At 64.5% G+C, this 21755-nt stretch carries 19 protein-coding genes and 1 tRNA gene; 15 read left to right on the forward strand and 5 right to left on the reverse strand.

The genetic code is table 11. The annotated features are described in order from the left end of the window. Positions 1-101: 101 nt before the first annotated feature. The gene (locus tag OJJ21_RS16115) at positions 102-1283 is read left to right on the forward strand and encodes a lipid-transfer protein (RefSeq protein ID WP_297687727.1); all 1182 of its coding nucleotides are present in this window, start codon (positions 102-104) and stop codon (positions 1281-1283) included. Positions 1284-1306: 23 nt separating this feature from the next. Here the strand turns inward: OJJ21_RS16115 and OJJ21_RS16120 are convergent, their stop codons facing one another. After that, positions 1307-1864 carry a methylated-DNA--[protein]-cysteine S-methyltransferase gene (locus OJJ21_RS16120; RefSeq protein ID WP_297687730.1) on the reverse strand — a complete coding sequence of 186 codons (558 nt, stop codon included), beginning with the start codon at positions 1862-1864 and terminating at the stop codon, positions 1307-1309. A 349-nt stretch (positions 1865-2213) separates the two neighbouring features. On the opposite strand from OJJ21_RS16120, the gene OJJ21_RS16125 reads away from it, so the two are divergent. From OJJ21_RS16125 to OJJ21_RS16155, 7 genes are all read left to right on the forward strand, one after another. Further along, entirely contained in the window at positions 2214-3782 is a 1569-nt protein-coding gene (locus tag OJJ21_RS16125; protein ID WP_297687731.1) for a 2-isopropylmalate synthase, read from the forward strand. 130 nt (positions 3783-3912) lie between these two features. Continuing rightward, positions 3913-4956 (forward strand): rod shape-determining protein, encoded by a 1044-nt coding sequence (locus OJJ21_RS16130; protein ID WP_144066920.1) that lies wholly within the window; start codon positions 3913-3915, stop codon positions 4954-4956. Positions 4957-4992: 36 nt separating this feature from the next. Next, positions 4993-5949: a rod shape-determining protein MreC gene (mreC, locus tag OJJ21_RS16135; protein ID WP_297687736.1), complete on the forward strand. Its 957-nt coding sequence runs from the start codon at positions 4993-4995 to the stop codon at positions 5947-5949. Positions 5950-5961: 12 nt separating this feature from the next. Then, on the forward strand, positions 5962-6483 hold the full coding sequence (gene mreD, locus OJJ21_RS16140; RefSeq protein WP_297687737.1) for a rod shape-determining protein MreD: 522 nt from the start codon (positions 5962-5964) through the stop codon (positions 6481-6483). 13 nt (positions 6484-6496) lie between these two features. Continuing rightward, positions 6497-8410, forward strand: a complete 1914-nt coding sequence (gene mrdA, locus OJJ21_RS16145) for a penicillin-binding protein 2 (protein WP_297687739.1) — start codon at positions 6497-6499, stop codon at positions 8408-8410. A gap of 1 nt (position 8411) precedes the next feature. Continuing rightward, entirely contained in the window at positions 8412-9554 is a 1143-nt protein-coding gene (gene rodA, locus OJJ21_RS16150) for a rod shape-determining protein RodA (RefSeq protein ID WP_297687741.1), read from the forward strand. 132 nt (positions 9555-9686) lie between these two features. Then, positions 9687-9762, forward strand: a tRNA-Lys gene (locus OJJ21_RS16155). A gap of 67 nt (positions 9763-9829) precedes the next feature. Here the strand turns inward: OJJ21_RS16155 and OJJ21_RS16160 are convergent. Genes OJJ21_RS16160 through OJJ21_RS16170 form a run of 3 tightly spaced genes read right to left on the reverse strand, consistent with a single transcriptional unit; the run spans position 9830 to position 12076 of the window. Next, complete coding sequence (locus OJJ21_RS16160; RefSeq protein WP_297687743.1) at positions 9830-10408, reverse strand: amino acid synthesis family protein; 579 nt, start codon at positions 10406-10408, stop codon at positions 9830-9832. A gap of 22 nt (positions 10409-10430) precedes the next feature. Then, positions 10431-11297 carry a fumarylacetoacetate hydrolase family protein gene (locus OJJ21_RS16165; protein WP_297687745.1) on the reverse strand — a complete coding sequence of 289 codons (867 nt, stop codon included), beginning with the start codon at positions 11295-11297 and terminating at the stop codon, positions 10431-10433. A gap of 38 nt (positions 11298-11335) precedes the next feature. Then, positions 11336-12076: an FCD domain-containing protein gene (locus OJJ21_RS16170; RefSeq protein ID WP_297687747.1), complete on the reverse strand. Its 741-nt coding sequence runs from the start codon at positions 12074-12076 to the stop codon at positions 11336-11338. A 138-nt stretch (positions 12077-12214) separates the two neighbouring features. Between OJJ21_RS16170 and OJJ21_RS16175 the strand changes: the two genes are divergently transcribed. The 7 genes from OJJ21_RS16175 to OJJ21_RS16205 all read left to right on the forward strand — a co-directional run bounded on the left by OJJ21_RS16175 (position 12215) and on the right by OJJ21_RS16205 (position 21238). Next, positions 12215-13192 (forward strand): tripartite tricarboxylate transporter substrate binding protein, encoded by a 978-nt coding sequence (locus OJJ21_RS16175; protein WP_297687749.1) that lies wholly within the window; start codon positions 12215-12217, stop codon positions 13190-13192. Positions 13193-13196: 4 nt separating this feature from the next. Beyond that, the gene (locus OJJ21_RS16180; RefSeq protein ID WP_297687751.1) at positions 13197-14189 is read left to right on the forward strand and encodes a zinc-dependent alcohol dehydrogenase family protein; all 993 of its coding nucleotides are present in this window, start codon (positions 13197-13199) and stop codon (positions 14187-14189) included. 15 nt (positions 14190-14204) lie between these two features. Beyond that, the gene (locus OJJ21_RS16185; protein ID WP_297687753.1) at positions 14205-15164 is read left to right on the forward strand and encodes a hypothetical protein; all 960 of its coding nucleotides are present in this window, start codon (positions 14205-14207) and stop codon (positions 15162-15164) included. 95 nt (positions 15165-15259) lie between these two features. Further along, positions 15260-17122, forward strand: coding sequence for an SLC13 family permease (locus tag OJJ21_RS16190; RefSeq protein WP_297687755.1), 1863 nt, complete (start codon positions 15260-15262; stop codon positions 17120-17122). Positions 17123-17172: 50 nt separating this feature from the next. Beyond that, positions 17173-18147: a magnesium/cobalt transporter CorA gene (corA, locus tag OJJ21_RS16195; protein WP_297687757.1), complete on the forward strand. Its 975-nt coding sequence runs from the start codon at positions 17173-17175 to the stop codon at positions 18145-18147. 66 nt (positions 18148-18213) lie between these two features. Further along, a complete protein-coding gene (locus OJJ21_RS16200; RefSeq protein ID WP_297687759.1) occupies positions 18214-20451 on the forward strand; it encodes a hypothetical protein in 2238 nt (745 codons plus the stop codon). Positions 20452-20536: 85 nt separating this feature from the next. After that, positions 20537-21238, forward strand: coding sequence for a hypothetical protein (locus OJJ21_RS16205; RefSeq protein WP_297687761.1), 702 nt, complete (start codon positions 20537-20539; stop codon positions 21236-21238). A 14-nt stretch (positions 21239-21252) separates the two neighbouring features. Here the strand turns inward: OJJ21_RS16205 and OJJ21_RS16210 are convergent, their stop codons facing one another. Beyond that, complete coding sequence (locus OJJ21_RS16210; RefSeq protein WP_297687763.1) at positions 21253-21750, reverse strand: flavin reductase family protein; 498 nt, start codon at positions 21748-21750, stop codon at positions 21253-21255. Positions 21751-21755 lie beyond the last annotated feature (5 nt).

Genomic DNA, 21755 nt, shown 5'->3' on the forward strand with positions numbered 1-21755 from the left:
TATACCCGTTACGTCAGCGGCCGGCGGTGATGAACCGCCGGCCGTTTTCGTTTGCCGGTCTGTCGTTTCCGCCTAAGATCAGGCGAAACGGAGGAGACGTCATGGCCAAGGTCCTGGTTGCCGGTGTCGGCATGATTCCATTCGCCAAGCCGGGCGGCAGCGCGCCCTATGATGAGATGGGCGCCGCCGCGGGCCGGCTGGCGCTCAAGGATGCCGGCATCGATTACGCCCTCGTGCAGCAGGCCTATGCCGGCTATGTCTACGGCGACAGCACCTGCGGCCAGAAGGCGCTGTATCGCCTCGGCATGACCGGCATCCCGGTCGTCAACGTCAACAACAACTGCTCGACCGGATCGACGGCTTTGTTCCTGGCGCGCCAGGCGGTGGCAAGCGGCGCGGCCGATTGCGTGCTGGCGCTGGGTTTCGAGCAGATGAAGCCCGGCGCACTGGGATCTGTCTTCACCGACCGGGCCAGTCCGTTCGAGGATTTCGATGCGGTGACCGACGATCTGGTCGGCATGCCGGACATCCCGCTGGCCCTGCGCTATTTCGGCGGCGCGGGCCTGAGCCACATGAAGAAATACGGCACGAAGCTGGAGACTTTTGCACGCATCCGCGCCAAGGCCAGCCGCCATGCGAAGAACAACCCGCTTGCGCTGTTCCGGCAGGAGGTGAGCGTCGACGACGTGATGCAGGCGCAGATGATCTGGCCCGGCGTGATGACGCGGCTGATGGCCTGTCCGCCCACCTGCGGCGCGGCGGCGGCCCTGCTGGTCTCGGAGAGCTTCGCGACACAACATGGCCTGCGCAGCGATGTTGAAATCGCCGCCCAGGCCATGACCACGGATTATCCCTCCACCTTCAAAGCGCGCGACATGATGCAGGTGGTGGGAGCGGATATGAGCCGCGCCGCGGCCGGCCAGGTCTACGAACAGGCCGGCATCGGGCCGCAGGATATCGATGTGGTGGAACTGCACGACTGTTTCGCACAGAACGAACTGATCACTTACGAGGCGCTCGGCCTGTGTCCCGTTGGCGAGGCGGAACGTTTCGTTGAAGCCGGCGACAACACCTATGGCGGCCAGGTCGTCACCAATCCGTCGGGCGGGTTGCTCTCCAAGGGGCATCCGCTCGGCGCCACCGGACTGGCGCAATGCTACGAGCTGACGCACCAGTTGCGCGGCACCGCAGAGGCGCGACAGGTGGAGGGCGCCCGCGTGGCATTGCAGCATAATCTCGGCCTGGGCGGCGCCTGCGTGGTGACGCTGTATCGCCGGGCCTGACGCTTGCGGCGCGCCCGGAGTGCTCAGGCAGCGGCAGTGTGGCGCGGCGCGATCTCCGCGCCTTCATGCTCCAGCAGCCAGCGCTTGCGCTCCAGGCCGCCGCCATACTTGACCAGCGTGCCATCGGCGCCGATGAGGCGATGACAGGGCACGACGACGCTGATGGGATTGGCGCCGTTGGCGGCACCCACCGCGCGCATCGCCGCAGGCGTGCCCAGCTTCGCCGCCAGCGCGCCGTAGGTCATCGTTTTGCCGGCGGGTATCTTGCGCAATGCGGCCCAGACTGTGCGTTGGAACGGTGTGCCGGCGGTCTGGCAGGCGATCGCGTTGATCTGTTTCAGGTCGCCGGCAAAGTATCCGTTCAGGGCGCGGCGCAGGGCGGCCGGCGCCGGGCTGGCGCTCAGGATGGTGTTTTCGCCGTAATGCAGCCGCAGCAGGCGCAACAGCCGGTCTTCATGGCCATCCCAATCCAGCGCCCGCAGCATGCCCGCCGCATCGGTGACCAGCAGCGCGGTGCCGATGGGGGTGCCGAGCTGGTCGCAGAGTAGATCCCGGGGGAGTTCAGACGGCTTGCGAGGCATCTGCGTCTCTTCTGGATAGGGAGTGGAGTCCATACCGGCAGTATGGTCGATCCGCCACCTCTGTCCGGCAGTTTTCGGGCCCGGCAGGCCGAAACCGGCACCGGCCTCAATTCAGCCGCGATTTCAGGGCATTAGGTGATTCGGGTTGCAGAGACGGCCCGTTCACCCCTTTTTAAGCATGCTGTTGGAGAGTACCGGTGCAAGTCTATGTCAGACTTGGGTTTTTCGGCCTTTGCCGGGACCCCGCCGGAGCGTGTACACTTATGGTTAAAGCACGGAAACAGCGGCGAAATTTCTGCGGAAGCGGGCCCCGATGGGCATGCCCCGCAGGCGAGAAGGGGTTTAGGCCATGACCAACGCGACGACCGGCGAATCGCGCCCGCGCGAGCGGGTCATCATTTTCGACACCACCCTGCGCGACGGCGAGCAGTCGCCCGGCGCCTCGATGAATCTCGAAGAGAAGCTGAAAATCGCCTCGGTGCTGGAAGGCATGGGCGTCGACGTGATCGAGGCCGGCTTTCCGATTGCATCGAACGGGGATTTCGAGGCGGTCAACGAGATTGCCAAGCGCGTCGTCAATTCCACCGTCTGCGGCCTGAGCCGCGCCGGCAGGAAAGACATCGACCGCGCCTGGGAGGCGCTGCGTCCGGCGAAGCGCGCCCGCATCCACACCTTCATCTCCACCTCGCCGCTGCATATGAAGTTCAAATTGCAGATGGAACCTGAAGCCGTGCATCAGGCGGTGATCGACAGCGTCTCTCACGCCCGCAATCTCTGCGAGGATGTCGAGTGGAGCTGCGAGGACGGCACGCGCTCGGACCGCGAATTTCTCTGCCGCGTGATCGAGAGTGCGATCAAGGCCGGCGCTACCACGATCAACGTGCCCGATACGGTGGGCTACACCGTGCCGGAAGAATACGCGGCGCTGATGCGCTACCTGATCGAAAACATCCCGAACAGCGATAAAGCCAGGTTTTCCGCGCATTGTCACAACGATCTCGGTTTGGCGGTGGCCAATTCGCTGGCCGCCGTGCAGGGCGGCGCGCGGCAGATCGAATGCACCATCAACGGTCTCGGCGAGCGTGCCGGCAATGCCGCGTTGGAAGAGATCGTCATGGCGCTGCGCACGCGGCCTGACGCCATGCCGTTCGAAACCGGCATCAAGACCACCGACATCATGAAAGCTTCGCGCCTGGTTTCGGCGGTCACCGGTTTCGTGGTGCAGCCGAACAAGGCCATCGTCGGCGCCAATGCCTTCGCGCATGAAAGCGGCATTCACCAGGACGGTATGCTGAAGCATGCCGGCACCTACGAGATCATGACGCCGGAATCGGTCGGCCTGAACCGCTCGACGCTGGTGATGGGCAAGCATTCCGGTCGCCATGCCTTCCGCAAGAAGCTGGAAGAGCTCGGCTTCAATCTGGCCGAGAACCAGCTCAACGATGCCTTCGGCCGTTTCAAGGACCTGGCCGACCGCAAGAAGGAAGTGTTCGACGAGGATCTCGTCGCGCTGGTCGACGATACCGTGGCGCATGACAGCCACCGCATCCGCTTCGTCTCGCTGCAGGTGATCGCCGGTTCGAAGGAGCCGCAGAGCGCCGAGCTGGAGCTGGAGATCGACGGCGCGGTGAAGGCGGTCAAGGCCACCGGCAATGGCCCGGTCGATTCGATCTTCAATGCGATCAAGGCCCTGTTCCCGCATACCGCCAATCTGCAGCTCTACCAGGTGCATGCCGTGACCCAGGGCACCGATGCCCAGGCCGAGGTGACGGTGCGGCTGGAAGAGGGCGGCAAGACGGTCAACGGGCAGGCGTCCGATGCCGACACGCTGGTGGCGAGCTGCCGGGCTTATATTCACGCGCTCAACAAACTGCTGGTGAAGCGAGAAAAGACCGCGCCGGCCGCCATGAGCGCGTAAGGTGGGTGCCTGATTTTACCGGGGCCGGCCCGGAGTCTGTCGGGTCCGGAAAATATGGGGGCTGGGGGTTGCGCTGCTCTGGCATCCGAGGCGATAACGGCGCGATTTTACGCTGGTGAGGTTTTACTCGATGTTCTCGCGTTTGATGGGTTTCATGTCGGCCGATATGGCCATCGACCTCGGCACGGCCAATACCCTGGTTTATGTCAAAGGTCGCGGCATCGTGCTGAACGAACCGTCGGTGGTTGCCATCGCCAATAACCGCGGCAAGAAGCAGGTTCTGGCCGTCGGCGACGAGGCCAAGCAGATGCTGGGCCGCACGCCGGGCAATATCGAGGCCATCCGCCCCCTGCGCGACGGCGTCATCGCCGATTTCGAGGTGGCGGAGGAAATGATCAAGCATTTCATCCGCAAGGTGCACAACCGGCGCAGCTTCGCTTCGCCGCAGGTGATCATCTGCGTGCCCTCGGGTTCCACCGCGGTCGAGCGTCGCGCCATCATGGACAGCGCTGAGTCCGCCGGCTCGCGCCGCGTCTTCCTGATCGAGGAACCGATGGCTGCAGCGATCGGCGCCGGCCTGCCGGTCACCGAGCCGACCGGCTCGATGGTGGTCGATATCGGCGGCGGCACCACCGAGGTGGCGGTGCTCTCGCTCGGCGGCATCGTCTATTCGCGCAGCGTGCGCGTCGGCGGCGACAAGATGGACGAAGCCATCATCGCCTATATCCGCCGCAACCATAACCTGCTGGTGGGCGAGGCCTCGGCCGAGCGCATCAAGAAGCAGATCGGCTCGGCCGCTCCGCCGGAAGACGGCAACGGCCTCTCCATGGAGATCAAGGGCCGCGATCTGATGAACGGTGTGCCGAAGGAACTGGTGATCAACCAGCGCCAGATCGCCGAAAGCCTGGCCGAACCGGTCGGCGCCATCGTCGAGGCCGTCAAGGTCGCGCTCGAACACACCGCCCCGGAACTGGCTGCCGATATCGTCGACAAGGGCATCGTGCTCACCGGCGGCGGTGCGCTGCTCGGCAATCTCGATCTCGTGCTGCGCCATGCGACCGGCCTGCCGGTGTCGATCGCCGACGAGCCGCTCTCCTGCGTGGCCCTGGGCACCGGCCGCGCGCTGGAAGAGATGAAGACGCTGAAGCACGTTCTGTACAACCCGCCGTACTGATCAAGACACGGCAACCGGAGGAGCTGACGGGGGCGCATGGCAAGACGGACCGGACGCAGTGCCTGGATTGCCGCGCCGATACTGGCGCTGCTGCAGCGTTTCGCGTTCCTGCTGCTGCTGGCTGCCGCCGTCGGCCTGATCCTGGTCAGTCGTATCGACCGCCCGGCGGTCGAGCGCTCGCGTGCCCTGGTTGCCGATATCTTCGAGCCGGTGCTCAGTGCCGTGGCGCAACCGGTCGGCGTGATCAACGCCGCAATCGGCTGGGTCGACGACATCCTGTTCGTGCATGAAGAGAACTTCCGCCTGCGCACCGAGAATGCCCGCCTGCTGCAGTGGCAGGAAGTGGCGCGCCGGCTGGAGCAGGATAATGCCAGCATGCGGCGCCTGCTCGCTGCCGGCCCCGACCTGACCAACACTTTCGTCACCGGGCGCGTGATTGCCGATGGCGGCGGATCCTTCGTGCGTACCGCGCTGCTCAACATCGGCGCCAAGGATGGCGTGCGCAAAGGCCAGGCGGTGATCGGCGAGGGCGGTTATGTCGGTCGTGTCGCCGAGGTCGGCTACCGCGCCTCGCGCATCCTGCTGCTGACCGACCTGAATTCGCGCCTGCCGGTGATGCTGCAGGAGGGCGGCCATCGCGCCGTGCTGACCGGCGACAACTCGCCCTTCCCGCGGCTGGAATACCTGACCGGCGCGGCCAAGCCTCTTGTGGGCATGCATATTGTCACCTCGGGCGATGGCGGTCAGTTTCCGGCCGGTATTCCGGTGGCCGAAATCGTCTCGACCGATGGCGGCGTGCGCGTGCGGCCGCTGGTCGATCTCGGCCGGCTCGATTTCCTGCGCGTCATGCAGTTCGACGAAACCCGCATCGATGCCGAGGATCCGGCCGCGGCGCTGCCGCCACTGCTGCCTCCGCAAAAGCACCCCGGTCAAAACCAGGGGCAGGGCCAGAGCATGGGGCAGGCGTCGCCACCGACGCCGCAGCAGCCCTAAGGAGGCGGCGGGATGTCCGCGCTGCTCCGCCAGACCAGCCGCCGCATCCGTGCCCTGCTGCCGATTTTCAGCAGCGTGATGCTGGTGCTGTTCGGCCTGCTGCCGATCGGCCTGCCGCATTTCGACAGCGTGGCGCCGGCTTTCGCGCTGATGGCGGTGTTTTACTGGAGCATCTTCCGCTCCGATCTGATGACCATGGTCGGCGCTTTCATGATCGGCCTGCTGCTCGATCTGCTATCGGCCGGGCCGCTTGGCCTGAATGCCCTGATCCTTGTGCTGGTGCATGAACTTGGCATGGCGCAGCGCAAGGTCTTCCTCGGTTCCTCCTTTATGGTCAACTGGGCGGCATTCGCCCTGGTGGTCGGTGCCGTGCTGCCGGCCGGTTGGGCGATCGTCTCGGTGCTGCACTGGCGCCTGCAGCCGACCGCGCCGCTGCTGGCGCAACTGCTGCTGTCGCTGGCGCTGTATCCGGCGATCTACTGGGGTTTGAGCAGGCTCGAACGCCGCTGGCTGCGCGCTTCTGTGACGGCCTGATGGGTGTATCCGCATGGCGATGAACCGGCGCGATAACGACCTGCAGCGGGTTTTCACCCGCCGTGCCCTGCTGCTGGGTACGGCACAGCTCGGCCTGTTCGGCGCGCTGATCGGCCGGCTCTATTACCTGCAGGTGATGGAATCCGACAAATACACTCTGCTGGCCGAAGAGAACCGCATCAACATGCGTCTGCTGTCGCCGCGGCGCGGTCGCGTGCTGGACCGCTTCGGCGTGGAGCTGGCGTCGAACCGGCGCAACTACCGCGTCATGATCGTGGCCGAGCAGACCCGCAATGTCGATGCAACGCTGGAGGCCCTGTCGAATCTGATCCAGGTCGACGACACCCAGCGCGCACGCGTGAAGCGCGAGATCGAGCGGCGGCGAAAATTTGTCCCTGTGGTGGTGGCCGAAAACCTGTCCTGGGACGATTTCGCCAAGGTCAATCTGCATTCGCCCGATCTGCCGGGCGTGCAGCTCGATGTTGGCGAAACCCGCGACTATCCCTACACCACCACGTTCAGCCATGTGGTGGGCTATGTCGGCGCCGTAGCCGAGAACGAGCTCGGCGAGGATCCGCTGCTCGAACTGCCCGGTTTTCGCATCGGCAAGAGCGGCGTCGAGAAAGTCTATGACGAGCAGCTGCGCGGTCGCGCCGGCCACAGCCAGATGGAAGTGAATGCATATGGCCGCGCCATCCGCGAACTCGCGCGGCATAACGGCCAGCAGGGCGATGATGTCGTCCTGACCATCGATGCCGATCTGCAGCGTTTCGCCATGGAACGGCTGGGCGAGGAAAGCGGCGCCGCCGTGGTGATGGATATCCATACCGGCGATATCCTGGCCCTGGCTTCCAATCCGGGATACGACCCGAACTGGTTCAATGTTGGCATTACCGGACCGCAATGGCGCCAGCTGAACACCGATAAATACAAACCGCTGACCAACAAGGCGATCCAGGGCCAGTATCCGCCGGGCTCGACTTTCAAGATGCTGGTCGGCCTGGCCGCGCTGGAAGCCGGCGCCATGACGCCGGAAACCAGGGTGTTCTGTCAGGGCCACATGGATTTCGGCAACAACACCTTCCATTGCTGGAAGAAGGGCGGCCACGGCTCGATGAACATGGCATCCGGCCTGGAAGAGAGCTGCGACGTCTATTTCTACGAGACGGCGCGTCGCACGGGTGTCGACAAGATCGCCGAGATGGCCAAGCGGCTCGGCCTGGGCAACTTGAGCGGCATCGACCTGACCGGCGAGCGGCGCGGCCTGATCCCCACGCGGGCCTGGAAACAGGCGGTGCTGGGCCAGCCCTGGGCGCAGGGTGAGAATCTCGTCATCGGCATCGGGCAGGGCTATGTCACCGCCACGCCGCTGCAGCTGGCGGTGATGACCGCGCGGCTGGCCAATGGCGGCTATGCCGTGCAGCCGCGCATCGTGCGCACCGACGATGCCTTGGGTCCCGCCACCGACCAGCGGCCCGCCTCGCAGCGCTGGCCCAGCATCGGCCTCAAGCGCGAGCAGCTCGATATCGCCCTGGAAGGCATGATCCGCGTCACCTCGCCGCCGCGCGGCACGGCCGCCGGCGCGCGCATCATGCAGGCGCAATATGCCATGGCCGGAAAAACCGGTTCCAGCCAGGTGCGCCGCATCTCACGTCTGGAGCGCGAAACCCGCGTACGCAAGAACGAGGAGAAGCCCTGGGAAGAGCGAGATCACGCGCTGTTTGTCGCCTTTGCGCCGGTCAGTGCGCCGCGCTATGCCTGCGCAGTGATCATCGAGCATGGCGGGTCCGGCTCCAAAGCCGCCGCGCCGGTGGCGCGCGACATCCTGCTGGAAACGCAGAAACTCGATCCCTCGCGTCGACCGCGCAGCGCGCCGGGACCGACTACGGCATCAGGACAGCCGGCAACCCGCAAGGAGGGCGGCTAAGATGGCGCATTGGTCCAGCCGCGGTAACGACCTGTCCTTCGGGCGCAAGCTGCGCGACGTCAACTGGGGCCTGGTGCTGCTGATCACGCTGATTGCCAGCGTCGGGTTTACCGCGCTGTATTCCGCAGCCGGCGGCGATATCGATCCCTGGGCGGACCGCCAGATGGCCCGCTTCGTCATCGGCCTGATCGTCATGCTGGCCATCGCGGTCACCGATATCCGTGTCTGGATGCGGCTGTCATACGTGATCTTCGGCATCGGCCTGCTGCTGCTGATCGCCGTCGAACTGTTCGGCCGCATCGGCATGGGCGCGCAGCGCTGGCTCGATCTCGGCGTCGTCCATATCCAGCCTTCGGAGATCATGAAGATTGCGCTGATATTGACGCTGGCACGCTATTTCCACGGCCTGTCCTATGAAGAAACCGGGCAGATTCGCTGGCTGGTCCTGCCGCTGGCGATTGTGCTGGTGCCGGTGGTCCTGGTGATCAAGCAGCCCGATCTGGGTACGGCCATGCTGCTGCTGGCCTCGTCGGGGGCGGTCTTCTTTTTCGCCGGGGTGCGGGCCTGGAAATTCCTGCTGGTGATCGTCGGCGGCGGTTCCGCCTTGCCGATCCTGTGGAATTTCCTGCACGATTACCAGAAGAAGCGCGTACTGACCTTCATGAATCCGGAGGAAGACCCGCTCGGCTCAGGCTATCACATCCTGCAGTCGAAGATCGCGCTCGGCTCCGGCGGCTTTTCCGGCAAGGGCTTCCTGCAGGGCACGCAGAGCCATCTCAGTTTCCTGCCCGAGAAACAGACCGACTTCATCTTCACCATGCTGGCTGAGGAACATGGCCTGATCGGCGCCCTGGTGCTGATTGCGCTGTATATCCTGCTGATCGCCTACGGCTATGCCATCGCCCTGCGCTCGCGCAGCCAGTTCGGCCGGCTGCTGGCCGGCGGCCTCACCACCATGCTGTTCCTCTATGTCTTCATCAACATCGCCATGGTTTCAGGGCTGGTGCCGGTGGTCGGCGTGCCGCTGCCGCTGGTCTCCTATGGCGGCACGGCGATGATGACGCTGCTGGTCGGGCTGGGCCTGCTGATCAACTGCTATGTGCACCGCGATGTGGAAATCCCGCGCCATATGAGCGGGCTCTGAGACCCGTTTCGGGCCGAATCGTGACGATTTAAGCCTTTGGGCGGTCGACGGAATTTCCCCCGAAAATCATCCGCCCGAAGCGCTTGCAATTCCGGCGAATCCGGGTATTTTCGCGCCTCGTTTTAAGGGTCGGGGCGCATAGCTCAGTTGGTAGAGCAGCTGACTCTTAATCAGCGGGTCCCAGGTTCGAGCCCTGGTGCGCCCACCATCCTTAAAACGCTAACGGCGCCCAGTGGGCGCCGTTTTAGTTTGCGGGGCGTCGTTCTGATTGAACGTCAGCGCAGCCCGTCCTCGCCCTTGATCTGATCCGCCGCCAGACCGCCGAGGCGGGCATGCGCCCGCCCGCCGGTCGCCATCGCCAGCGCATAGACGATCTCGTCCGGGCGCGGCGCATCGTCGATGCTCAGGCCGATGGTGTTGAAATGCGAGCGCACGTAAGCCGCGTTCACATGCCCGAGCGGCATCATCAGCCGCGCGCCCACCGCGCCAATCATCTTGCCGGCCGGCACGATCGCCTTGGTATCGCCCAGCACCGCGCGCATGCCCCAGCCGCCGGACGGATGCCACATGGCGCCATGTTCCATCTCGCCATCAGCCCCCACGATGGCACCCTTGCCATAGGCCTCGACTTCAGCCGGCGCGACATCCAGTGCCTTGAGCAGGCGGCGCGCCACCTCGCGACCGAGATCGTTCAGCGCCTCCATGCCGGGCATCAGGTCTGCTTCGTAACGCCCGGCATAGGGGTTGTTCACCACCACGGCCGCCGTGCCGATGCGCAAAGGCACGGGCAGGGCGGGACCGCGGTCGTGCAAAACCTCTTCCACGGAGGTGACGAATTTACGGACAGTCCACATGATGCTGCGCCTTTCTGTGCGATCAGGCTTCGTTGACGACCGGGTTGCGCAGCAGGCCGATCTTCTCGATCTCCACCTCCACCACATCGCCATGCTTCATGAAATGCGGCGGCTTGCGGCTCCAGCCCACGCCGGCCGGCGTGCCGGTGACGATGACATCGCCCGGCACCAGGTCGAAGATGGTGGAGCAGTAGTTTATGATGGTGGGAATCTTGAAGATCAGGTTGCTGGTATTGGACGACTGTTCGGTCTTGCCGTTCAGCCGCAACTCCAGCTTCAGGTTCTCCGGATCGGGAATCTCGTCGGCGGTCACCATCCATGGACCGAAGGCGCCGGTGCCGACGAAATTCTTGCCCGCCGCGATCTGCTTGGCGTGGAACTGCCATTCGCGGATGCTGGCATCGTTATAGCAGGCATAGCCGGCGATGTGGTTGAAGGCATCGGCCGGCGCGATATGCCGGCCGGGCTTGCCGATGATCAGAGCCATCTCGCCTTCCCAGTCGAGCTGTTCCGACACCTTGGGGCGGATGATCGGCTGGCCATGTGCCACCTGCGAACGCCAGACGCGCAGGAAGATCGGCGGGAATTCCGACAGCTCGCGATGCATGCCGGCGGCCAGCACCTCCTGGTGATGGTCCATGTAGTTGCGCACCATGCAGACGATCTTTTCCGGGCGCGGAATCACGGGCAGCAGCGTCACCTCATTCAGCGCCAGATCGGCTTTCATGCCAGCGACGATCTTGTCGCGACCGGCGAAATCGGCGCCGCCGATGAAATCGGCCAGCGTGGCGTATGTGCCGGCGAAATGGCGGCCGAGATCGACTACTCGGTCGCCCTGCACGGCGCCGAAGGATTCGCGGCCCTTAACTGTGAAGGATGCCAGCTTCATACTCACTCTCCCTGATCAACGCTTGGACTGATTGAAACTTATTCGGCCGATTCGGCTTCGGTCCGTATCTGTGTCTGGGCCTTCATGGCATTGGCGATGTTCTGCGCCGTCTTCTGCACATGCTCCCGCAGCCGCTCGGCGGCCAGTACCGGGTCACGCGACAGCACGGCGTCCATCAGCCGTTTGTGCTCGCCGCTCTTGTTATGGGCGCGCTTGCGTACCGAGGCGGACAGGCGACGATAGCGTTCAGCCTGATCGAACAGGCTGGCGCACATATTGGCCAGCCGCTTCGAACGGCCGCCGGACAGCAGCGCCATGTGGAAGTCGCGATGGCGCTGGCTCCATTCCTCGTTCAGCGGTACCTGCTCCTCGTAGATACGCTTTTCCTCGCGCTCCAGCCGGTAGAAGGCGGCAACGATGCGCGCCTCCCAGTCGTCGCCGCCTTCGGCGATCGAGGCTTCAACGGCTTCGCGTTCCAGCACGATGCGCAGGCCCACGAGGTCGTCCAGGTCGTCCAGCGAGACAGGCGCGACGCGGAAGCCGCGGTTGCCTTCCGCCGTCACCAGATTCTCGGCGGTCAGACGATTCAGCGCTTCGCGCAGCGGGCTGCTGGAGATGCCGTATTCCTTCTGCAGCAGGTCGATCTTCAGTTTTTCGCCGGGCAGCAGCGCGCCACGCACGATGGCCTGGCGCAACAGGGCATAGGCCTTTTCCACCAGGGTCGCATCGGTCGGGAAGGGGGTTTCGGAGCGGTCGACGGGTGTGGCGGGCTGGGTCATGCTCGGAATTGATTTATGCATTATTGTAGACATTATGCATAAAACTGGTCTTAATGCAAATACTACAAGGGTGCCCGCAGACCGAAATCAACCGGTTCGGAGCGGTAATCCGCAGAAAACGTCTAGGGAGATACCATCATGCGCAAAATCGCAGCGCTCGCCGGAGCCGTGTTCGGCTTTTCCGTTCTCGCCAGCCCGCTTGCCCTGGCGGCCGATTATCCGACCCGCCCGATCACGCTGATCCATGGCTTTGCGGCCGGCGGCACGGCCGACGCGATCTCGCGTCTGGTGGCCCAGCCGATGAGCGAAATCCTCAAACAGCCGGTGATCGTCGAGCAGCGCCCGGGTGCCGGCGGCAACAATGCCTCGCGCACGGTGGCCACGGCGGCACCCGATGGCTACACCATCGGCCTGCCCACCGGCGGCCATGCGGTCTCGGCCGGCCTGTACAAGAGCCTGCCGTTCCATCCGGTCGACAGCTTCGAGATGATTTCGACCGTGGTCTATTACGCCTTCGCCATCGCGGTGAAGCCGGATTTCCCGGCCAATGACATGAAGGCCCTGCTGGCCTATGCCAAGGCGAATCCGGGCAAGCTGGATTACGGCTCGGCCGGCGTCGGCTCGACGCATCACCTGACCGGCGAGCTGCTTGCTTCGGTGGCCGGCATCCAGTGGAACCATGTGCCTTATCGTGGCGAGGCGGCGGCTTTTACCGGCCTGCTGAGCGGCGACCTGCCGATTATCATCGCGACAGCGGTGACGGTGCAGCCGCAGCTCGCCTCGGGCAAGCTGAAGGCGCTGGCCGTGACCTCGCCGACCCGTTTCCGTGGCATGCCGAATGTGCCGACGGTCGCGGAAAGCGCCCTGCCGGGCTTCGATGTGCGCACCTGGGCCGGTCTGTTCGCGCCCAAGGGCACGCCGCGCGAGATCATCATGAAACTGAACGGCGCCGTGCAGCAGGCGCTGGCCCGGCCGGAGGTGAAGACGCGGATCGAGGAAATCGTCGGCGGCGATGTGCAGGGCAGTACGCCGGAAGCGATGAAGACCATGGTCGCTTCGGAAGCCGCGCGTTGGACCGATGTGATCAAGAAGGCGAATATCCCGCAGCAGGAATGATGGCGTGAAGACAGTCCTGATTCACAAGACCGGCGGGCCCGAGGTTCTCGAGTCCGCCGAAGTGGCTACCCCCGCACCGGGACCCGGCGAGGTGCTGGTGCGGGCCGAGGCGATTGGCGTCGGCTGGCCCGATGTGCTGATCCGCACCGGCGTCTACAAATGGATGCCGCCGCTGCCGACCAGCCCGGGCAGCGACATGGCCGGGCGGATCGCCGCGCTCGGCGCCGGTGTGGGCAATCTCGGCGTGGGCCAGAAAGTGCTGATCACGGCACGCGAACTGTCGCAGCGCGGCGGCTGCTATGCCGAATACCTGGCGGTGCCGGCAACAGCACCGTTTCCGTTGCCCGAGGCCGTCGATCTCGATGCCGCCGCCTGCCTGCCGAATTACCAGGTGGCCTGGGCGATGCTGCGCGATGTGCTGCAGAGCCGCAAACTGCACAGCGTTTTCATCGCCGGTGCTGCCGGCGGCGTCGGCTCCGCGGCGGTGCAACTGGCGCGGCACCTCGATCTCACCGTGATCGGCAGCGTCAGTTCGGCGGCGAAGGAGCGTTTCTCCCGCGAACAGGGCGCCGACCACATCATCAACTACAAGACGGAAAACCCGCTCGGCCGCGTGCTGGAACTGACTGACGGTCGCGGCGTCGATCTGGTGCTCGACCATGTCGGTGGGCCCGGCCTGGTCGATTGCCTGAAGATGCTGGCGCCGCTGGGCACGCTGGTCTCCTACAATGCCATTGCCGGTCTGCCGGCGACGGATATCTTCGGCGAGATGCGGGCGCTGCTGGCGAAAAGCCTGACGCTGCGCTGCTTCTCGATGCATGTGCTGGACAGCGACCCGGCTTTGCGCCGGCAGATCATGACCGAAGTGATCGATCTGCTGACCAGAGGCGCGATCCGCCCGGCGGTCAGCGTGAAACTGCCGCTGGCGCAGGCCGCCGAGGCCCATCGCATGATCGAGCGCGGCGACTCGCTCGGCAAAATTCTGCTGGTCCCGTAAGCATAGAGGACGGACATGGTCGAACCGATCATTCGCATCAAGGACATCGCCTGGATTCGGCTTCGCTCGCCCGATCTCGACCGGCAGGAAGAGTATCTCACCTCGTTCGGCCTGGTGCGGACCGAACGCACGGCCAATGCACTCTACATGCGCGGCACCGATCCAGTGCACCATATCCACATCACCGAGCAGGGTGACCCGGCGGTGCTGCGCATCGGTTTCTGGGCGCATTCGCTCGATGACCTGCACAAGCTGTCGCAGGAAGGCGAAGGCGCTTCGGCGGTGGAATCGCTGGACGAACCCGGCGGCGGCAAGCGCGTGCGGATCAGGGAACATAACGGCATGGAACTGGAAGTGGTGTGGGGCGTCGAGGGCGCCGCACCGCTGCCGGTCGAAACCCATACCCTGAATGCCGGCTACGACAAGCTCGCCCGTCCGGGTACGTTGCTGCGTGTCGATCACCGGCCCTCGCAGGTCAAGCGTATCGGCCATGCCGTGATCAGCACGCCAGAGATCGAGAAATCGGTGGCCTGGGCGCAACGCCATCTCGGCATCGTCGCCTCCGACGATGTGCATGCCGAGGACGATCCTTCGTTGCTGCTGGCCAGCTTCAACCGCGTCGATGCGGGCGAGGCTTACGTCGACCATCATGTGATGATGTTCGGCCGCCATGCCAGTATCGGCCTCAACCACATTTCCTTCGAGGTGCAGGATATCGACGATCTCGCCACCGGCCACGATGCGATGATGCAGAAATATGCCGACCTGCATCTCTGGGGACTGGGCCGCCATACGCTGGGGGCGCAGATTTTCGATTACTGGCGTGATCCCTGGGGTCGAGTGCATGAGCACTGGACCGATACCGATGTCCTGAACAACCGCCACGAATATCGCCGGCATCCGAAGAGCACCGGCCTGCATTCGCAGTGGGGACCGCAGGCGCCGCAGGCCTTTCGCGACGCCGCCAGCCGCTGACGGAACCAAGCCGGTTTTCCTGGAGTTCCGCCACCCGGGCAGGGAACGCAGGCCTGACAGCAACGTTAGGTCAGTTCAGCAACCCGGGTATTCCCTTGACGCTCCAGCAAGCCCTGTCCTTCGGCCTCATCGCCGTCATCGTCGCGCTGTTCATCTGGAACCGCTTCCGCTTCGATCTGGTCGCCCTGTTCGGCCTGCTGGTTGCGGTGGCGATCGGTGTCGTGCCGGTCGACAAGGCGTTCGACGGTTTCAGCGACCAGGTGGTGGTGATCGTGGCCTCGGCTCTGGTGATCAGTGCCGGCGTCGGCAAGTCCACGGTCATCGGTCGCCTGGTGCGCAAGGCCGAACCTTTCCTCACCACCACCACGCGGCAGGTGGCGGCACTGACCTTCGCCACCACGGTGCTGTCGGCCTTCATGAAGAATATCGGCGCGCTGGCCATCCTGCTGCCGATTGCCATCCAGATGGCGCGCCGTACCGACACCTCGGTTTCCAAGCTGCTGATGCCGATGGCGTTCGGTTCGCTGATCGGCGGGTTGATCACCCTGATCGGGACCTCACCGAATATCCTGGTGGCGCGCGTGCGCGCCGAACTGACCGGCACGCCGTTCACGATGTTTGATTTCGCGCCGGTGGGCATCGGCATTGCCATCTGCGGTTTTCTGTTCCTGGTCGTCGGCTGGCGCCTGCTGCCCAGCAACCGCACGCCGCCGGTTTCGGCCGAACAGGTTTTTGAAACCGATCCCTATCTGACCGAAGTGCAGGTCGGTGCGAAATCCACCCTGCTCGACAAGACGGTGGGCGATCTCGAGTTGCTGGGCGAGGGCGATGTCGAGGTAGTGGCGATCATCCGCGAGAATCGCCGTCGTTATACCCCGGCCTGGCACTGGCAGCTTTTTGCCGGCGACACGCTGGTGCTGCGCGCCGAGGCCATGGCCCTGCGCAAACTGATCGAGGAAGCCAAGCTCGATCTGAGTGCAAGTGCCGCCTCGGCCAGGAGCAGGGAGGCCGCGACCGCAAAAAGCGACAAGGCCGAAACGGAAGAGAAAGCCGACAAGCCGACTGGCGAAAAGGACAAGCGCGGCACACCGCCCAAGGATGTCGCCGTGGTCGAGGCGGTGGTGACCGGCGATTCCTCCCTGATCGGATCGTCGGCGCGTTCGCTCCGCCTGCGCGAGCATGAGGGACTGAGTCTGCTCGCCATCAGCCGCTCCGGCCAGCCGCTCAGCAAGCGCCTGAGCCAGATTCGCTTCCAGGCCGGCGATGTGCTGGTGCTGCAGGGACCGAGCGAGACGATGGCGGAATCCCTGCGCAATCTCGCCTGCCTGCCGCTGGTCGATCGCGCCATCGGCCTCGGTCGCCGACGTCAGGAATTCCTGCCTATCATCTTGCTGACCCTGGCCATGCTCGTTGTGGCTTTCAAGCTGGTGCCGGTGACGGCGGCGTTTTTCGGCGCCGCCGTGCTGATGGTGGTGTTTGGCGTGCTGACCCTGAAAGAGGCTTACGAGGCCATCGATGTACCGATCATCGTGCTGCTGGCCTGCCTGATTCCCGTCAGTGACTCCATCAGCAGTACCGGGGGCGCCGAACTGATTGCCGGCCTTCTGGCCGTGGCGGCGGATGCGCTGCCGGCGATGGGCGCGGTGACGCTGATGATGGGCAGCGCCATGCTGCTGACGCCGTTCCTCAACAATGCCGCCACTGTACTGATCATGGGGCCGATCGGCGCCAGCCTGGCGCAGAAACTGGGTCTCAATCCCGATCCCTTCCTGATGGCGGTGGCGCTGGGTGCGGCCTGCGATTTCCTCACGCCGATCGGCCATCAGTGCAACACGCTGGTGATGGGGCCGGGCGGTTATCGCTTCGGAGATTACTCGCGGCTCGGCCTGCCGTTGTCCGGGCTGGTCCTGGTCGTCGGCACTGTGCTGATCCCGATTTTCTGGCCGCTGCAGGGGTGATGCGGGGTCCGGTCTGGTGTAGCAATGGACGGTCACAGTGCTCCGGAGGCATGATGAAAGGTGTCATTGCTTGTGCGGCCTACGGGAACGGCCGTCGCCTGGCCGACCTTCCTTTCGAGGCGGATGGCGTCCCTGTTCCGTCAGGCGCGGAATTCATCTGGATCGGACTGCACGAGCCCGAACCGGCGGCGTTGGCGACGCTGCAGCGCCAGTTCGATCTGCATCCGCTGGCTGTCGAAGATGCGGAACGGGCGCACCAGCGGCCCAAGGTCGACACCTATGGCGATTCCCTTTTTGTCGTGCTGCGCACCGTGCGTCTTGTCGGAGGTGCTCCGGAATACGGTGAAACCCATATTTTCGTCGGCAAAGGCTATGTCATATCGGTACGCCATGGGGCGTCTTCTTCCTATGCTGATGTTCGCAGCCGGCTGGAGCGCAACCCGCGCATGCTGAAACAGGGCGAAGCGGCGGTGCTGCATGCCATCGTCGATTTCGTGACCGACAATTTCTTTCCGGTGATCGATGGCATCCAGGCTGAACTGATCGACATCGAAACCCATGTACTGGACGAAACGCTGGATCGACCGACGATCGAGCGGCTGTATCACCTGCGCCGGCAGTTGCTGGGCATGCGCGGTACTGTGCTGCCCCTGCTGGAGGTCAGCAATCGGCTCAACCGTCTCGAATCCCCGCTGATGCTGCCGGAGATCCGCCCCTATTTCGCCGATGTGCATGACCATGTGCAGCGCGTGGCCGAAGCGATCACCGGTCTGCGCGAGGGAGCATCTGCCGCTTTCGAGGCCGAGATCCTGCTGGCCAATGCAAGGCAGAATGATGTGGTGCGGCAGCTTGCCGCCTGGGCCGCAATTCTTGCCGTGCCCACCGCCATTGCCGGCATCTATGGCATGAATTTTGACGTCATGCCGGAACTGCGCTGGGTATATGGTTACCCCGTCGTGCTCGGGGGTATCGTTGCGGTCTGCGGCTTCCTGTATTGGCGCTTCCGGCGCAGCGGCTGGCTCTGACGCTGCCATTGGCAGTTCGGGCATCGGCCTATATCATTGTTTCTATTGTCTTTCAGGGGGCGTCCCGTGGCCACAGCGCAGACCGATTCGACCGGAACGAAGATTGGCGAACGTCCGCAGCAGGAAAATCCGCATCGTTGGCGTTTTTTCCGCGCCGGCGGTTTCGACCAGTTGCGGATCGAAACCGGCGAGGATCTCAGGCATCTCTCCGGCCTCGACCAGAAACTCTGGCTGGCGCTGAGCTGTCCGACCAGCGGCATCGATTTCGACCGCCGGACCCTCGAATTGATCGATACCGACAAGGATGGCCGCATCCGCGCCCCCGAACTGCTGACCGCCGTGAACTGGACCTGCCGGATGGTGCTGAACCCCGACGTGCTCTTCGCGGGGCATAGCGAACTGCCGCTCAATCAGATCAATCCTCACCATGAGGAAGGCGCGCGGATTCTGGCATCGGCCAAGCGCATCCTCACCAATATCGGCAAGGCCGATGCCGGCGCGATCAGCCCGGCCGAAGCTGCCGATGTCGGCCGTATTTTCGGCAAGACGCAGCTGAATGGCGACGGTGTCGTGCCGCCATCGGCCGCCGGCGAAGATGCGGACACCGCCCAGGTCATGAAGGAGATCATGAAGCTGGTCGGGGAGAAGCCCGATCGCGGTGGCGAGACCGGCATCGGCAAGGACGAGGCGGATGTTTTCTTTGCGGCGCTGGACGCCTATCTCGACTGGTGGGGCGAGGCGCTGGCCAAGCCCGATATTCTGCCGCTCGGTGAAGGCACGCTGCCGGCGGTCGAGGCGGCGCAGAAGCTGTCATCAAAGCTCGACGACTACTTCTTCCGCTGCCGGCTGGCAGCCTTCGATCCGGTGGCTGGCACGGCACTGAATGCCGATGACAAGGATTTCGCTGCAATCGCGGATGCCGACCTGTCGGCCGGTGCAGTGGCGGTTTCCGGGTTTCCGCTGGCGCGTATCGAGGCCGAGCGGCCGTTGCCACTCGGCCAGGGGGTCAATCCGGCCTGGGCCGCCGACATGGCCCGGCTGCGCGACGCTGCCGTGGCGCCGCTGCTGGGCGGCGAGCGCGGCTCGCTGAGCGAGGACGACTGGCGCGAGATACAGGCGCGGCTGGCGCCGGCAATGGATTGGCTCCGGCGCAAGACCGGTGCGTTGGTCGAGCCGCTGGGGATCGCGCGGCTGCGGGCCATCAAACAAGGCGGCGTGCAGCAGAAGATCGATGCGCTGATCGCGGCCGATACGGCGCTGGCCCCGGAATTCGAAGCCATCGCCGCGGTGGAGACGCTGGCGCGCTATGTGCGTGACCTGGTGCCGTTGCTCAACAATTTCATTTCCTTCAAGGATTTCTATACCCGGCGCGGCAAGGCGACGTTCCAGGTCGGGACGCTGTTCATCGATGGCCGCTCCTGCGATCTGTGCATCGCCGTGGATGATCCGGCCAGGCATGCAACCCTGGCGGCACTCAGCCGTATCTATCTGCTCTATTGCGACTGCACGCGGCGCGGCGCGGACGGCAGGCCGACGAAGGACAGGCTGACGATCGCCGCCGCCGTCACCGCCGGCGATGCCGATCAGCTGATGGTTGGCCGCAACGGCGTGTTCTACGACCGTGCCGGCAACGACTGGGATGCGGTAATCACCAAGATCGTCAGTCACCCCATCTCAATCCGTGAAGCCTTTTGGCTGCCGTTCAAGAAAGTCGGAAAATTCGTCGGCGACCAGATCGAGAAATTCGCCACGGCCCGCTCCAAGGCGAACGAACAGCAGATGACCACGCAGCTGCTGCAGACCGGCACGCAGGCGATTTCCGGCCAGCCGGCATCGGCGCCCGCTGCGCAGCCGGCCCAACAGCAGGCTTTCGATGCCGGCAAGTTCGCCGGTATCTTCGCCGCCATCGGCCTCGCCATCGGCGCCATCGGCACGGCCCTGGCCTCCGTGATCACCGGCTTCCTCAATCTGGCCTGGTGGCAGATCCCGCTCGCCGTGACCGGTGTCGTGCTGATCGTCTCCGGTCCTTCGATGGTTATCGCTGCGATGAAGCTGCGGCAGCGCAATCTCGGCCCGCTGCTCGATGCCAATGGCTGGGCGGTGAATGCGCGCGCGCTGATCAATATTCCTTTCGGCGGCAGCCTGACCCATCTGGCCAAACTGCCGCCCGGATCGGAGCGGGCGCTGACCGACCCCTATGCCGAGAAAGAGCAACCCTGGGGCCTGTATCTGGTGCTCGTCATATTGGTGGGAGTCGCAATTGCCGGCTGGCGGTATGGCTGGTGGGCCAGGCTGATCGGTTAAGAGTCGATTAGGCGGTTCTGGTTAACCAAGGGGGAGGCAAGACTCCGGGCCGCGAGGCGGCTAGAATATTGCCCAGAGACAGGCCATGACCCTTAACCCGCGCTTCTTCGCCCCTATCGGCACGCTGCGCCACGCCGACCGCCTCGGTTTTCTGACCCAGGACGTGCGTGCCGCAGGCACCGTGCTGGGATTCTTCGGTGCCGCCGCCGCCCTCGGGGCGCGGCCCGAAGAACTCGCGCTGCTGGTCTGCCGCCGCCACAGCCCCAATGACCTGCATCGCCAGATCGTGCTGGTTTTCCACAAGGACGCCGGTTTTGCCGACAGTCTGGCCCGTATCTATCGCGCGCATAATCGGCCCCTCGGTTTCGAGGCGCAGCGGCGCTGGTGCGCCATTCCCGAGCCGTCTTTCCTGCCCGACGAGACCTTTGCCCTGCTGGCGGCGCGTTTCCCGACCCTGCTGCTGATCGAGGAAGACACCGACGGCCGCGCCGACGTCGCGGTCTATGCCTCGGCCGGTTTCAGGGAGCATCCGAAGCTGAAGCTGGCGCCGCTGGGTCAGCCTCGCCCGGGTGCGAATATTGGCGCCAAGGTGATGGCGATGCCGCGCCGCGCGCCACCGCCGATTCTGCGACCGCAGCCACGTCCCACTGCCATGGCGGCGCCGGCAGCGGTCGTGCCGCTGCGGCCGCGCAAACTGAAAAGCGTGGTGGCGCTGAACGAGACTGTCGAGCGTCAGGTGGTGAACGAGTTCCGCCGCCTGCTCAAGACGGTGGCCCAACACAGCTAGCCGGTACGTTTAAGCTACGGGGTCAGCGGCCCGGTGCACATATAAGTGCCGTCCTGGTAGACCAGCGGCGCCACATCGGGGCGGCAGACCACACGCGTCACCCGGCCGATGCAGACCGAATGCGTACCATAGGCATGCAGGGCCTCGACCTCGCAGAAGATATTGGCCTGGGCATCGGCCAGATAAGGCACGCCTTCGGCATCGTTCAGCCAGTCGCCTTCGGTGAAGCGGATTTCGCCTTCAAGCGCGCCGGCAAACACTTCCGACAGACGCTGCTGACTGCAATGCAGCAGGTTGATACAGAGCCGGCGGCCAAGCCCGAGCTGGGCATGCAGCGCCGCCGAACGGTTGACGCAGGCCAGCACCGCCGGCGGATCGGCTGAAACCGAGGTAACGGCGGTGGCGGTCATGCCATGGCGCGAGCCGTTTTCCGCCGTGGTGGAAATCACGGTCACGGTCGCGGCCATGCGCCGCATGGCGGCACGGAAGGCGGTTTCGATATTGGGTTCCATACCCT

The organism is Ferrovibrio sp. (assembly GCF_025869515.1).
Classification (GTDB): domain Bacteria; phylum Pseudomonadota; class Alphaproteobacteria; order Ferrovibrionales; family Ferrovibrionaceae; genus Ferrovibrio.